Annotated in this window: 11 protein-coding genes; 6 read left to right on the top strand and 5 right to left on the bottom strand. The window is 60.9% G+C overall.

Annotated elements, in window-relative coordinates:
• The first annotated feature begins 129 nt into the window (after nt 1–129).
• From pdxR to JFU58_RS28505, 3 genes are all read left to right on the top strand, one after another.
• A complete protein-coding gene (gene pdxR, locus JFU58_RS28515) occupies nt 130–1,503 on the top strand; it encodes a MocR-like pyridoxine biosynthesis transcription factor PdxR (protein ID WP_201142902.1) in 1,374 nt (457 codons plus the stop codon).
• A gap of 81 nt (nt 1,504–1,584) precedes the next feature.
• Nucleotides 1,585–3,840, top strand: coding sequence for an Orn/Lys/Arg family decarboxylase (locus tag JFU58_RS28510; RefSeq protein WP_093197142.1), 2,256 nt, complete (start codon nt 1,585–1,587; stop codon nt 3,838–3,840).
• Between the two features lie 20 nt (nt 3,841–3,860).
• Nucleotides 3,861–4,430 carry a GNAT family N-acetyltransferase gene (locus tag JFU58_RS28505; RefSeq protein WP_017480421.1) on the top strand — a complete coding sequence of 190 codons (570 nt, stop codon included), beginning with the start codon at nt 3,861–3,863 and terminating at the stop codon, nt 4,428–4,430.
• 994 nt (nt 4,431–5,424) lie between these two features.
• Here the strand turns inward: JFU58_RS28505 and JFU58_RS28500 are convergent.
• The gene (locus tag JFU58_RS28500; RefSeq protein ID WP_201142901.1) at nt 5,425–6,327 is read right to left on the bottom strand and encodes a LysR substrate-binding domain-containing protein; all 903 of its coding nucleotides are present in this window, start codon (nt 6,325–6,327) and stop codon (nt 5,425–5,427) included.
• A 175-nt stretch (nt 6,328–6,502) separates the two neighbouring features.
• Between JFU58_RS28500 and gspG the strand changes: the two genes are divergently transcribed.
• Nucleotides 6,503–6,931: a type II secretion system major pseudopilin GspG gene (gene gspG / locus JFU58_RS28495; RefSeq protein ID WP_093197134.1), complete on the top strand. Its 429-nt coding sequence runs from the start codon at nt 6,503–6,505 to the stop codon at nt 6,929–6,931.
• A 4-nt stretch (nt 6,932–6,935) separates the two neighbouring features.
• Here gspG and JFU58_RS28490 read toward each other — a convergent pair whose 3' ends face one another.
• Nucleotides 6,936–7,172 (bottom strand): hypothetical protein, encoded by a 237-nt coding sequence (locus tag JFU58_RS28490; RefSeq protein WP_003209248.1) that lies wholly within the window; start codon nt 7,170–7,172, stop codon nt 6,936–6,938.
• A 226-nt stretch (nt 7,173–7,398) separates the two neighbouring features.
• On the opposite strand from JFU58_RS28490, the gene JFU58_RS28485 reads away from it, so the two are divergent.
• The gene (locus JFU58_RS28485) at nt 7,399–7,956 is read left to right on the top strand and encodes an NADPH-dependent FMN reductase (RefSeq protein WP_063030009.1); all 558 of its coding nucleotides are present in this window, start codon (nt 7,399–7,401) and stop codon (nt 7,954–7,956) included.
• An 85-nt stretch (nt 7,957–8,041) separates the two neighbouring features.
• Here JFU58_RS28485 and poxB read toward each other — a convergent pair whose 3' ends face one another.
• Nucleotides 8,042–9,766 carry a ubiquinone-dependent pyruvate dehydrogenase gene (poxB, locus tag JFU58_RS28480; RefSeq protein ID WP_201142900.1) on the bottom strand — a complete coding sequence of 575 codons (1,725 nt, stop codon included), beginning with the start codon at nt 9,764–9,766 and terminating at the stop codon, nt 8,042–8,044.
• A gap of 78 nt (nt 9,767–9,844) precedes the next feature.
• Nucleotides 9,845–11,077, bottom strand: coding sequence for an NADH:flavin oxidoreductase/NADH oxidase family protein (locus JFU58_RS28475; protein WP_201142899.1), 1,233 nt, complete (start codon nt 11,075–11,077; stop codon nt 9,845–9,847).
• A gap of 69 nt (nt 11,078–11,146) precedes the next feature.
• On the opposite strand from JFU58_RS28475, the gene JFU58_RS28470 reads away from it, so the two are divergent.
• A complete protein-coding gene (locus JFU58_RS28470) occupies nt 11,147–11,572 on the top strand; it encodes a MerR family transcriptional regulator (RefSeq protein WP_063030015.1) in 426 nt (141 codons plus the stop codon).
• Here the strand turns inward: JFU58_RS28470 and JFU58_RS28465 are convergent.
• Entirely contained in the window at nt 11,544–13,664 is a 2,121-nt protein-coding gene (locus JFU58_RS28465) for a TonB-dependent receptor (protein WP_201142898.1), read from the bottom strand. The genes JFU58_RS28470 and JFU58_RS28465 overlap by 29 nt on opposite strands.
• Nucleotides 13,665–13,672: the final 8 nt, after the last annotated feature.

Genomic DNA, 13,672 nt, shown 5'->3' with positions numbered 1-13,672 from the left:
GTTCCTTGCTGTGGTGAAGGGATGCCGTCAGTTTGGCGGCCTGGTCGCCGGCTCAATAGGGCCAAGAATGGACAAGCGGGTTGGGACAAGATCAGACTCCAGCGCTGATTCACTGTGAGCCGGATAACGATGTCGTCACTGCCCAAATACCAGGAGATTTACCGGCGCTTTCGCCAGGCCATTGATCAGGGCCAACTGCGTCCTGGCGAACGGGTGCCGTCGGTGCGCAGCCTGGCCCAGGAGTTGAAGGTGGCCCGGGGCACCGTGGAGACGGCCTACCAGTTGCTGGTTAGCGAGGGGTTCTTCCTGGCGCGCGGGCAAGCGGGAACGGTGGTGGCCGAGGCGCTGCCGCAGCGGTCGATCAAGTCGCTGGCGGTCGAATCGCAGCCCTTGGCGCCGACCTCTGCGCCGCGCCTGTTGCAACTGGGCTTGCCGGCGCTCGATAGCTTTCCGCGCAAGTTATGGGCGCGCCTGGTCACCCGGCAGGTCCGGCGTGTCGACGTCAACAGCCTGGCCATGGGTGACGTGCGGGGTGCCCGGTCGCTGCGTGTGGCGATTGCTCAATACCTGGCGCTGTACCGTGGTGTGGAGTGCTCGCCGGAGCAGGTGTTCGTGTGTGCGGGTTACTCGGCGTGCCTCGCGCTGGTGTGTGATGCGTTGCAGATGGCAGGCAAGCACTGCTGGTTCGAAGACCCGGGCTATTTGCATGCGCGGCAGTTGTTGCTCCACCTGGAGGTGAAGTTGGTGCCGGTGCCGGTCGACCGTGACGGGCTCGATGTCGAGGAGGGCGTACGACTTGCTCCAAAGGCGCGGCTGGCGATTGTCACGCCGGCTCACCAAAGCCCGCTGGGTGTCGCCCTCAGTGCCACCCGGCGCCGTAGCCTGCTCGACTGGGCACAGACCCATGGCGGCTGGTTGGTGGAGGACGACTACGACAGTGAGTTTCGTTACAAGGGGCAGCCCTTGGCGGCGCTCAAAAGACAGGACACGGCGGACCGGGTGATTTACTCGGGCAGCTTCAGCAAGATGCTGTTCCCGGGGTTGCGGCTGGGTTATCTGGTGGTGCCGCAGGCGTTGCTCCCGGCCTTTGAGGCCAGCGCCCGCATCCTGCAAAACCGCAGTGCCGAGTTGCTGCAAGCCACCACCGCCGACTTTCTCGACCAGGGCCATTTCACCCGCCACCTGAAAAAAATGCGCCAGCTCTACACCCAGCGGCGCGGCTTTCTGGTGGATGCGTTGAACAGCCATTGCGGGGCATTTTTGCAGGTCGATGAGCAGTCTGGCGGGATCAATTTGTTGGCGCGGTTGCGGGTGGAGGTCTCTGATCAGGCAGTTGCGTCCCAGGCTGCCGACGCGGGGCTGGGGATTCAGGCACTGTCTGTCTGGAGTATCGAGACGGGGCGCCAGCAAGGCCTGTTGATGGGTTTCACCAACCTGGCGACGCGCCAGCATGCCGTGGAGGCGGCGTTGCTGTTGCGGGAGGTCATCAGGGGGGCTTTATGAAGGCTGGTTGAACATCTTCATTCGCCACATCCGCTCCGAGCTTCTACCCTGAAGGCATAGCCCCCAGGACGCCAAGCGCTCATGTACAAAGACCTGAAGTTCCCGGTTCTGATCGTACACCGCGACATCAAGGCCGACACCGTTGCCGGCGACCGCGTCCGGGGCATTGCCCGGGAGCTGGAACAGGAGGGCTTCAGTATCTTTTCGGCGGTGGACTACGCCGAGGGCCGCCTGGTGGCCTCGACCCATCACGGCCTGGCCTGCATGCTGATCGCCGCCGAGGGCGCCGGGGAAAATACCCACCTGATGCAAAACATGGTGGAGCTGATCCGCCTGGCGCGGGTACGGGCGCCGAACCTGCCGATCTTTGCCCTGGGTGAGCAAGTCACCCTGGAAAACGCCCCGGCCGACGCCATGAGCGAACTCAACCAATTGCGGGGCATTCTTTACCTGTTTGAAGACACCGTGCCGTTTCTCGCGCGGCAAGTGGCACGGGCAGCGCGGGCTTACCTGGATGGCCTGTTGCCGCCATTCTTCAAGGCCCTGGTGCAGCACACGGCGGATTCCAATTATTCCTGGCACACCCCCGGCCATGGCGGTGGCGTGGCCTATCGCAAGAGCCCGGTGGGGCAGGCGTTTCATCAGTTCTTCGGGGAAAACACCCTGCGGTCGGACTTGTCGGTGTCGGTGCCGGAGCTGGGCTCGCTGCTGGACCACACCGGCCCGCTGGCCGAGGCCGAGGCTCGGGCGGCGCGCAACTTCGGCGCGGATCACACCTACTTCGTGATCAATGGCACGTCTACCGCCAACAAGATTGTCTGGCATTCCATGGTTGGCCGGGATGACCTGGTGCTGGTGGACCGCAACTGCCACAAGTCGGTACTGCATTCGATCATCATGACTGGCGCCATCCCGCTGTACCTGTGCCCGGAGCGCAATGAACTGGGGATCATCGGGCCGATTCCCCTGAGCGAGTTCAGCCCCGAGTCGATCCGCGCCAAGATCGACGCCAGCCCGCTGACCCGAGGTCGACCGGCCAAGGTCAAGCTGGCGGTGGTCACCAACTCGACCTACGACGGCCTGTGCTACAACGCCGAGCTGATCAAGCAGCAACTGGGCAACAGTGTCGAGGTGCTGCACTTTGACGAAGCCTGGTACGCCTACGCGGCGTTTCATGAGTTTTTCGCCGGGCGCTATGGCATGGGCACTTCGCGCACGGCCGACAGCCCGCTGGTGTTCACCACACACTCCACCCACAAACTGCTGGCGGCGTTCAGCCAGGCGTCGATGATCCATGTGCAGGATGGCGGTGTGCGCAAGCTCGACCGGGATCGCTTCAACGAAGCGTTCATGATGCATATTTCCACCTCGCCGCAGTACAGCATCATCGCCTCCCTGGATGTCGCCTCGGCAATGATGGAAGGGCCGGCGGGGCGCTCGTTGCTGCAAGAGATGTTTGACGAAGCCCTGAGCTTTCGTCGCGCCCTGGCCAACCTGCGCCAGCACATCGCCGCTGAAGACTGGTGGTTCTCCATCTGGCAGCCGCCGCTGGTGGCGGGCATTGACCGGGTGGTGACGGCGGACTGGCTGTTGCAACCCCAGGCCGACTGGCATGGCTTTGGCGATATCGCCGAAGACTACGTGTTGCTGGACCCGATCAAAGTCACTCTGGTGATGCCCGGCCTGAACGCCGGCGGGGCCTTGAGCGAGTGCGGAATCCCCGCTGCGGTGGTCAGTAAATTCCTCTGGGAACGTGGGCTGGTGGTGGAAAAGACCGGGCTGTATTCGTTCCTTGTGCTGTTTTCCATGGGCATCACCAAAGGCAAGTGGAGTACCCTGCTCACCGAATTACTGGAATTCAAGCGCAGTTATGACGCCAACGTGAGCCTTGCTGTCTGTTTGCCATCGGTGTTTCAGCAGGGCCCGGTGCGGTATCAGGGATTGGGTTTGAAGGACCTGTGCGACCAGTTGCACAGCTGCTACCGCAGCAATGCCACGGCCAAGCACTTGAAGCGGATGTACACGGTCTTGCCGGAAATCGCCATGAAACCGGCCGATGCCTACGACCTGTTGGTCAAGGGCGAAGTCGAGGCAGTGTCCATCGACGCTTTGCCAGGACGCATCGCAGCGGTCATGCTGGTGCCTTATCCGCCGGGTATTCCGTTGATCATGCCGGGTGAGCGGTTCACCGAATCGACTCGCTCGATCATTGATTACCTGGCGTTTGCCAGGACGTTCGACAGTAGTTTCCCCGGCTTTGTCGCCGATGTTCATGGACTGCAACACGAAGATGACGGCAATGGTCGCTGTTACACCGTCGATTGCATCAAGGGTTAAGAATGTTTATGCAAGCTGTAATGAACCCGAAGTACCCGGGTCTCAGTGTCCGCGTGGCTGATGAGGGATTTGACGCCTACGTGTGGGGTAATGACTTCAGCTTTGAGGTCAATGCCTATGGTGTGCCGGAAATGGGCAAGCGCGTCGATCAATGGGCGGTGGAGCGTATCGTGCCGTACCGCAAATGCTACGGCATCGACCCCGAGGAATTCGCCAGCTTTCGGGACGCCGCCGACAGTGCGGTGTTCATGGCGTACCTGGATGACCGGCCCGTTGGGCACATAGTGGTCAGCACCAACTGGAACGGGTTTGCCCATGTGGATGAGCTGGCGGTGGTGTTGCCGGCGCGGCGCCATGGGGTGGCCAAGGCATTGCTGGACGTGGCGCAATTCTGGAGCCGCAAGAAGAACCTGCCGGGGATGATGCTGGAAACCCAGAACAACAACCTCGGTGCCTGCCGGCTGTATGAGCGCTGCGGGTATGTGATGGGCGGGATCGACCACCTGCGCTATCGCGGGATTGATCCCCAGACCCGTGAAGTGGCGATTTTCTGGTATCGGTTGTTCAAGACAGAACTGGAAGCGGTGTGAGCTTCACCAATCAACTGTAGGAGCTGTCGAGCCCTGGCGAGGCTGCGATAGCGGTGTGTCAGGCGACCTCTTTATCGACTGTGCTGCCGCCATCGCAGCCTCGCTAAGGCTCGACAGCTCCCACATTCGATTTGCGCAACCCGAGTGGTTGCGATCAAACACACAACTCCCAGACTTCCCCCGAACCCCTGTGGGAGCTGTCGAGCCCTGGCGAGGCCGCGATAGCGGTGTGTCAGGCGACCACTTTATCGACTGTGTCGCCGCCTTCGCAGCCTCGCTAAGGCTCGACAGCTCCCACATTCGGTTTGCGCAACCCGAGTGCTCGCGGTCAAACACACAACTCCCAGACTTCCCCCGAACCCTGTGGGAGCCGTCGAGCCCAAGCGAGGCCGCGATAGCGGTGTGTCAGGCGACCTCTTTATCGACTGTGCTGCCGTCTTCGCAGCCTCGCTAAGGCTCGACAGCTCCCACATTCGGTTTGCGCAACCCGAGTGCTTGCTACCGAACACACAACTCCCAGACTTCCCCCAAACCCTGTGGGAGCTGTCGAGCCCTGGCGAGGCTGCGATAGCGGTGTGTCAGGCAACCTCTTTATCAACCATGCCGCCGCCTTCGCAGCCTCGCTAAGGCTCGACAGCTCCCACATTCGATTTGCGCAACCCGAGTGCTTGCTACCGAACACACAACTCCCAGACTTCCCCCAAACCCTGTGGGAGCTGTCGAGCCCTGGCGAGGCTGCGATAGCGGTGTGTCAGGCAACCTCTTTATCAACCATGCCGCCGCCTTCGCAGCCTCGCTAAAGCTCGACAGCTCCCACATTTGATTTGAGTAACCCCGAGTGGTTGCGATCAAACACACACCTCCCAGACTTCCCCCGAACCCCTGTGGGAGCCGTCGAGCCCCAACGAGGCCGCGATGGCGGTGTGTCAGGCGACCTCTTTATCGACCATGCCGCCGCCTTCGCAGCCTCGCCAGGGCTCGACAGTTCCCATATTCAAGGCAGTGTGCTTGTCAGCAGGCTTTCAGCCTTCTCGGTGACAATCTCCAGCAACGCATTCAAGGCGGGCGACGCTTCGCTGTCCTTCAGGGTCAACGCATACAAGGTCACCACCATCGGCGGTGACAACGGGCACGCATCCAGTCCGGCTTCCCGTGCGCCAGTGGCGGTGAACGGGTCGACAATCGCCAGACCTTCCCCGGCCTCTACCATGCTGCGCATCATCTGGTAGGTCTGCACCCGCGTTTGCACCACCGGCAGCGGGCGCAGGGCTTGCAGTTTGCTGTCCAGCAGGCGGCTCAGCGGGTCCTGGTTTTCAAGGCCGATCATCGACTGCCCGGCCAGCTCCTGTAGCGCAATGTACTTCTGCCGAGGCTTCAGCCAGCCATGGGGCGCGAGCAATTGCAGCTTGCCGTGAGCCAGTGGCGTGCTGTGGATCTGCGGATGTTCCGGGTCGTGCAGGCTCAGGCCAAGGTCTGCTTCGTGCAGCAGCAGGCTCTTGACGATGTCCCGGGTGGAGTGGCTGGAGAGGTTGCACGGCGTGTCTTGAAAGCGCCGGCGCAGCACGGCGATCGCCTGGGGCAGCAGTTGATTGGCCAGCGGCGGGGTGCACAGTGCGCGCAAGGGCGGGGCATGGTGGTGCTTCAGGCTGCTGGCCAGGCGTTGCACCGGCTCAAGGGCCGCATAGAAGTGGGCGATTTCGCCCTGCAGCTCGAGGGTTTCCCGGGTGGCCTGCAAGCGTCCGCGCACACTGGCGAACAGCATGAAACCCAATTGCAGCTCGGCATCCTTGAGCGTCGCGTCCACATCGGCCACGGGCAGTTGCAACCATTCGGCGGCAGTGCCGAGGTGTCCGGTCTGTAAAATCGCTTGAATGACTTCGATATGACGTAAACGCATGGCCGGAGTCTATGTTCAGCGCGACGTGGATTCAATGGCTCAGGCCCGGGTGAGGAAAAAAGACCCGCCACGGCAGCGGCCCAACTAGACTTGCACGGTCAAGTCCCTTGGCGCCTGCAACCAACAGGTCATATAAAGGGCGTATCAACCAAAGGATCCACGGGGAGCTTTATCGATGCTCGGTAAAACACACACGCGCGGGTTTTCGTTGTGGGATCTGCTGGTGGCCGTGCTGGTTGTCGGTGTGCTGGTGATTGCAGTTGGGCCGCGGATCTTTGGCGACGTGACTCAAACCGAAATCGCCACGGCCAAGGTACAGCTGAAAGTGCTGGGCAAGGCGGTCGAGCAATTTCATCAGGATGTAGGGCGTTATCCTACCGACGACGAGGGTCTGGCGGTGTTGACGGTTCAGCCAGCGGGGGAAGGGAAGTGGCGGGGGCCCTATCTCAAGGATGAGGACATGCTGACAGACCCCTGGGGCGTGGCCTATCAGTACCACTATCCTCCCAGCCAGGCCAAAACCAACTTTGATCTGTTCTCGTTCGGCAAGGACCGGACACTGGGAGGCGTCGGCGATAATGTTGATATCGCCTATGGGGAATAACGTCTTATGAAGCGTGGATCGTTGCGGATTCGCGGGTGATGATAGTGCCCGACTGAATCAGCCTGAACTCATCGCCATCCAGTTTTTCTACGCGGTCGCCAATGGCCAGCTTGTAGGTGGTGGTGGGCGCCGATCCAGCCAGGCCGTCGAGGGGCGGGTTGGATTCCTGGAACTCATGCACCGAATAAACGCGACCTTCCGCGTCTCTGGCATGGAACTGTCCGACAAGTACTGCTGCCATCTGTTTAGAACCTCTGGAGATAAACACTCGATTTGCGGTTCTGTAGACCGTAGGAGAGCGGGGTAGTTTACCTATTGAAAAAAAATACTATTCGTTGACTTTTTCAGACATTACTTACAAGTCCATTTGCGGTGTAAACGTCCTTGGGATTGCAAAAACGCGCTGGTGATAGCGTCGCGCAGGCTCTATAACTACAAGCTCCTTAGTCAGAAATCGGGAAACCCCAATGAGCAAGGTCTACACGATTGCCGTACTGGTCGGCAGCTTGAGAAAAGAGTCGATCAACCGCAAGGTCGCCCTGGCATTGGCTGAGTTGGCGCCCGCCAACCTCAAATTGAACATTGTCGAAATTGGCGATTTGCCGCTCTACAGCGAGGACCTTGAAGGCGCTTCACCGCCGGCAGCCTACAGTACTTTCCGTCAACACGTGCGTTCATCCGACGCGGTGCTGTTTGTGACCCCCGAATACAACCGCTCGGTGCCGGGTGTATTGAAGAACGCAATTGACGTCGGTTCGCGGCCTTATGGCCAAAGTGTCTGGGGTGGCAAGCCAGGTGCGGTGATCAGTGTGTCCCCGGGCGCCATCGGTGGTTTTGGGGCCAATCACCATTTGCGCCAATCCCTGGTGTTCCTTGACGTGCCGTGCATGCAACAGCCGGAAGCCTACCTGGGCGGGGCGGGCAGTGTGTTCGACGAGTCGGGCAAGCTGTCGGAAAAGACCAAGCCGTTCTTGCAGGCGTTTATTGATGCCTACGGGAAGTGGGTGGAAAAACAACACGGTTGATTAGCCGCGCGAAAAAAGACCCCGCTATTTAAGCGGGGTCTTTTTTATCTGCGGTCAGGCCGCATGGTCGGTCACTACGGCGCTATTAACGCAGCCAGTTGGTTTTCGCCAACTCGATCACCTCATCACCGCGCCCGCTCATCACCGCCTTGAGCATGTACAGGCTGAAACCCTTGGCCTGTTCCAGCTTGATGCTGGGCGGCATCACCAGTTCCTGGGTGGCGGTGACCACATCCACCAGCACCGGGCCGTCGTGGGCCAGGGCGCGGCGCAGGGCCGGCTCGAGGTCTTCGGACTGCTCTACCCGAATGCCGAGGATGCCCATGGCGTTGGACATGGCGGCAAAGTCCGGATTCTTCAGCTCGGTGCCGGTGTCCAGATAGCCCGCAGCTTTCATCTCCATGGCGACGAAGCCCAGGGATGAGTTGTTGAACACCACCAGTTTCACCGGCAGGTTCAACTGCGCCAGGCTGATGAAGTCCCCCATCAGCATGGTAAAGCCACCGTCGCCAGACATCGAAATCACCTGCCGCCCGGGAAACGCCGCTTGTGCGCCGATGGCCTGGGGCATGGCGTTGGCCATCGAGCCGTGGTTGAACGAGCCGATCAACCGGCGCTTGCCGTTCATCTTCAGGTAGCGCGCTGCCCACACCGTAGGCGAACCCACGTCGGCGGTGAAGATCGCATCGTCATCCGCCAGCTCACTGAGCAGGCGCGCGACGTATTGCGGATGAATCGGCCGGCCAGCCTTTGACGGTTCCGCCAGGTCATCCAGGCCTTGGCGCGCTTTCTCATAATGCTTGAGCGAGGTTTCGAGGAAGCTGCGATCCGTCTTGCGGGTCAGGCGCGGCAGCAGCGCTTGAATCGTTTCGCTGACGTCGGCAGCAATCCCCAAGTCCAGCGTGGCACGTCGGCCCAATGCCTGCGGGTTGCGGTCGACCTGGATGATCTTCGCGTCAGTCGGGTAGAACTGGCGATACGGGAAGTCGGTGCCGAGCATGATCAGCGTGTCGCAGTTGAGCATAGCGTGGTAACCGGAGCTGAAGCCGATCAGGCCGGTCATGCCGACGTCGAACGGGTTGTCCCACTCCACATGCTCTTTGCCACGCAGGGCGTGAACCACCGGTGCACCGAGGGCGTCGGCCAGGGCTACCACTTCATCGTGGGCACCGGCACAGCCGCTGCCGCACAGCAGGGTGACTTTGCCGCTGTGTTCGAGGATGTCGGTAAGGCGTTGCAGGTCCTGTTCTGCCGGCAGGGTGCGCGGCGCCAGCAGGGCCGGCCATGGTTTGAACTTGTCTTCCACTTCCAGCAACGACACATCGCCAGGAATCACCACCACCGCCACGCCGCGATTGAGGATCGCCGAGCGCATGGCGCGGTGCAGCACGTGGGGCATCTGTTCGGGGTTGGTCACCAGCTCGATAAAGTGGCTGCACTCCTTGAACAGTTCCTGGGGATGGGTTTCCTGAAAGTAGTTCAGGCCGATCTCGGTGGAGGGGATCTGTGCGGCGATGGCCAGTACCGGCACGTGGTTGCGATGGCAGTCGAACAGGCCATTAATCAAGTGCAGGTTGCCGGGGCCGCAGCTGCCGGCGCATACGGTCAGTTCCCCGGTGGCCGCCGCTTCGGCACCGGCGGCAAACGCAGCCACTTCTTCGTGGCGCACGTGCATCCACTCGATGCTGTCCATGGTGCGCAGGGAGTCGGTCAGGCCGTTGAGGCTGTCGCCGGTCAGGCCCCAGATGCGCTTGATGCCCGCCTGTTCAAGGGTGGTCGCCAGTTGCTGGGCCAGGGTGATTTTCGCCATGAAGAACTCCAATCGTCAGTGAGGGTAAAAAGCTGCTGATCAGTAGAGGACAGTTCCATGGCGCTGAATGCTCCCCGCTCAATGTGAAGAATTGGTCATCGCGGCTCGATATTGGCGGGTGCGACGGGCGATAAACAGTTGGTCTTTTATCAATGCCAGCAGCGGCGCCACCCCGGGGTTCGGCTGGCGGCCACGGCTCAGGCGGCGCAGCTGATAGCGCACCACTGCCATGTTCGCCAGGCTGGCCAGGGGTTTGCGCTTCCAGCGGATCGGCGGCAGTTGCGGGTTGAGATCGCGGCCAGCGCGCCACTGCTTGATCAGGTGCGGCTCCAGGGTCAGGGCGGTGGCGATTCCGGCCATGGCGATGCCGCTGTCCAGAACTTGCTGGACGATTGGCAAACGGCGGATACCGCCGGTGACCATCACCGGCATGCTGGCGACTTTCGCCAGGTCGCTGGCCATCTCGATGAAATAGGCTTCGCGGGCCAAAGTGCGTCCGTCGCGAGCCTCGCCTTGCATGGCCGGGGCTTCGTAGCTGCCGCCGGACAACTCCAGCAGGTCGATGGCCAGGGGGTTGAGCAGCTCGACCACGGCGCGGGCGTCGGCGGCGTCAAACCCGCCACGCTGGAAGTCGGCGGAGTTGAGTTTTACCGCCACGCAGAAGTCCGGGCTCACGGCGGCGCGCACGGCCTTGACCACCTCCAGCAGCAGCCGCGCACGGTTTTCCACGCTACCGCCCCAGCGGTCCGTGCGCTGGTTGCACAAGGGCGAGAGAAACTGGCTGAGCAGGTAGCCGTGGGCGGCATGGATCTGCGCGCCGCTGAAACCGGCTTTTTCGGCAAGACGCGCGCTGGTGGCGAAGCGCGAGATGACGTCCTGTATATCGTCCTCGGTCATCGCCTTGGGTTGGGCGAACATCTTCGAAAAGCCGCCGAGATCGAGGGCCACCGCAGAAGGTGCCAGTGCTGGCTGGCCGAGGTTGGCCATGGTCTGTCGGCCCGGGTGGTTGAGCTGTACCCAGAACTGCGCGCCCTTGGCCCGGCCAATCGCGGCCCATTGGCGAAACTTGTCCAGGTGACGTTCGTCTTCCAGCACCACGCCGCCGGGGCCGGTCATGGCGTGGCGGTCGATCATCACGTTGCCGGTCAGGATCAGGCCGGGTTCGCCTTCGGCCCAGGCTTGATACAGGCGCATCAAGGCCTCGGAAGGCGCCTGGTGTGCATCCGCCATGTTCTCTTCCATCGCCGCCTTGGCGATGCGGTTACTGATGAGCTGGCCGTTGGGCAATTGCAACGCTTCAAAGGGCGACATGCTTGACTCCTCACAATGGGAGCGCTCAGGCTAAGCTTAAAGGTCACTTTAAGGTCAAGCGGGTAAAGCATGAATATCGGCGAGTTGGCAAAACTCAGCGGCCTGTCGGCCTCAAAAATTCGCTTTTACGAGGCTGAGGGTCTTATCCAGGTTGAACGGCAAGCCAATGGCTATCGCCGTTATGCGCCCCAAACCCTGCAGGCGTTGCAGTTGATCCAAGGCGCTCAGCGCGCAGGTTTCAGTTTGCAGGAGCTGAAACAGCTGATGCCGGATGCCTCGCCCAGCGAGGCCAGGCGGGCAGAGATTGTCTTCGGGCTTGAGCGAAAGATCGAGGAAATCGAGGTGATACAGGCGCGTCTGGAGCAAAGCAAGGCTGAGTTGCGGGCGGTGATCGCGACGGTCAAGGCCCACCCGGAAGGCGAGCCTTGCTTAATCAGCGGGAGCTCGCTCCCGCGTGCAGAGGTTATTACCAGTCGACGGCATAACTCAGGCTGAACGTACGGCCTTCAGCATTCGGGTAGGGCGCGCGGGCGTTGGCCTGGGCAAACATGTTCTGGTAGTTGCGGTTGGTCAGGTTGTAGACCCCGCCCTCCAGGCGACCCACCGGCAACGCTACCGAACCTAGCAGGTCGAACAACGTGTAGCCCTTGATATCGCGACCGTTGTTATCGTCGAACGCGGCGTCATAGTTGGCCAGTCGCATGCCTTGCAGGCGTAGGTTGTAGTCGCCACGGTCGTAACCCACGAAGGCAGTTGTCTTGGCCGGTGAAATACGCGTGGCAGGCAGGTCGATCCATTTGCCGTTCTGGTTGGTCTCGCCCTTGGCGTACGCGTAAGTGCCGCCCACCGACCATTGATCCGTCACGTTATAGGTCAGCGTTGTTTCCGCGCCGCGCACGCGTTCTTTCTGGTTGATCAAGCGCAGTACGCGGTCGTTGGCGTCATAGAACTGGGTGACGTCCGAAGTGTTCTCGTACGCCGTGACGCTGGCCTGCCACTTGTCCCAGTTGCCACGCCATCCCAACTCATAGCTGTTGACCTTGAGTGCCTGGGCATTGAGTTTCTGGATGTCAAAGGTGCTGTTGACGTCACGCAGGAAACGCTGGATATCCGGCAGGGAAAAGCCTTGGCTGAAGTTGGCGAACACGTCCTGATTTTCGCTCAAGTGGTACACCGCGCCGAAGTTGTACAGGGTGTCGTTGTATTTCAGGGTGCCGCCGGGGAGGGTCGCCCGATTGCCTGTCTGGACGATTTCCCCGTAGGCGATGCTGTCGGAAATCTCGCTGTCGATCCATTCGCGGCGCACGCCGCCACGCAGTGTCCAATCGCCAATGTCGTAGGACAGTTGACCGAAGATGGCCTTGTTGGTGGTCGTGATGTCCGGCCCCATTTCAAAGGTCGTACCGGTCTTGGTGTAGCTCAGCCCATTGACCCGGTATTGGTCACCGCGCTGGGTTGAGGTTTCGTGATTGTAATCGGCGCCCCAGACCAGCGTGCCGGTGGCCGGGCCGATGTCCGGCATGGCGCTTTCGATGGCTGCCCGCAGGCCGTACACATCCTGCACGCTATTGTTGTCGGAAATCCCGGCTCTGCCCCGTGACAGGTCCGGAAAGAACAAGGCGTCGGCGCGCCGCCAATAGCTTTCGACCTGCAAGCCCTGGCCGTAGAAATCCTTGTCGGTGTAGTTGAGGTTGACGGCCTGGTTGTGAGTGAACGGTTGGTCATCCAGGTCCAGGCCTTTTACCGCGACGGCTTCGCTGGTGATGCGTGGGTTCTTGGTGTAGTGGGTATCTTGTTGGTCTTTGTAGTCCTGCAGCGACAGGCTGATTTTCTTGTCAGCGTCCAGCTCGTAGCCGAAGCGACCTTGCAGGTCGTAGGTGTCGGTGTCCATGTTGCTGCCCTGGGACGTGTCCTGGGGGATGCGGTGGCCGTTACCGTCAAATTGATCGTTGCGCTGTACGCCGTTGGCCGATACGTACCAGTCCAGCGCGTCCTTGCGCCCGGTGGCGCTCTGGAACACGTCGTAGGCAAAACCTTTCTTGTTGAGGTTGTTGCCGGAAGTCAGGCCTATCTTGCTGCTGAATGCCAACTCCTCACCGTTGTTGCGCTTGGTGATGATGTTGATGATGCCGCCGGATGCGCCCGCTCCGTACACACTGCTGGCGCCGGAAATCACTTCGATGCGCTCGATGCTTTCCGGGGCGATGCTGTTGAGCTGGCGGAAGTTGTCTCGCGTCGAGTTCTGGGAAACCCCGTCGATCAGCACGAGAGTATTTCGCCCGCGCAGAGTCTGGCCGAAGTTACTCATGCCTCCGGTGGAGGGGGAAATACCCGGAACCAGTTGGCCGAGGATGTCAGAGACGCGTCGTCCCGCACCGGTTTGCTGGGTGATCTGCTCTTGGCTTATCACCTGCACAGAGCCGGGAATCGAGGCGATACTGGCCTCTGTACGGGTGGCGGACACCACCACTTCCTGTAACTGCATGGCATTGGGCGTGGTGGGCGCCGTTTCGGTTTGATCAGCCCACGCCGGGGTGCTCAACGAGCCGATAAAGGGCAACAGGATAGAAAGTTGGATTTTTTTCATTTTTTTCT

Source organism: Pseudomonas sp. TH34, from assembly GCF_016650865.1.
Classification (GTDB): Bacteria; Pseudomonadota; Gammaproteobacteria; order Pseudomonadales; family Pseudomonadaceae; genus Aquipseudomonas; species Aquipseudomonas yamanorum.
The sequence above is the reverse complement of the archived record's forward strand: the minus strand, read 5'-3'. Positions and strand labels throughout refer to the sequence as shown.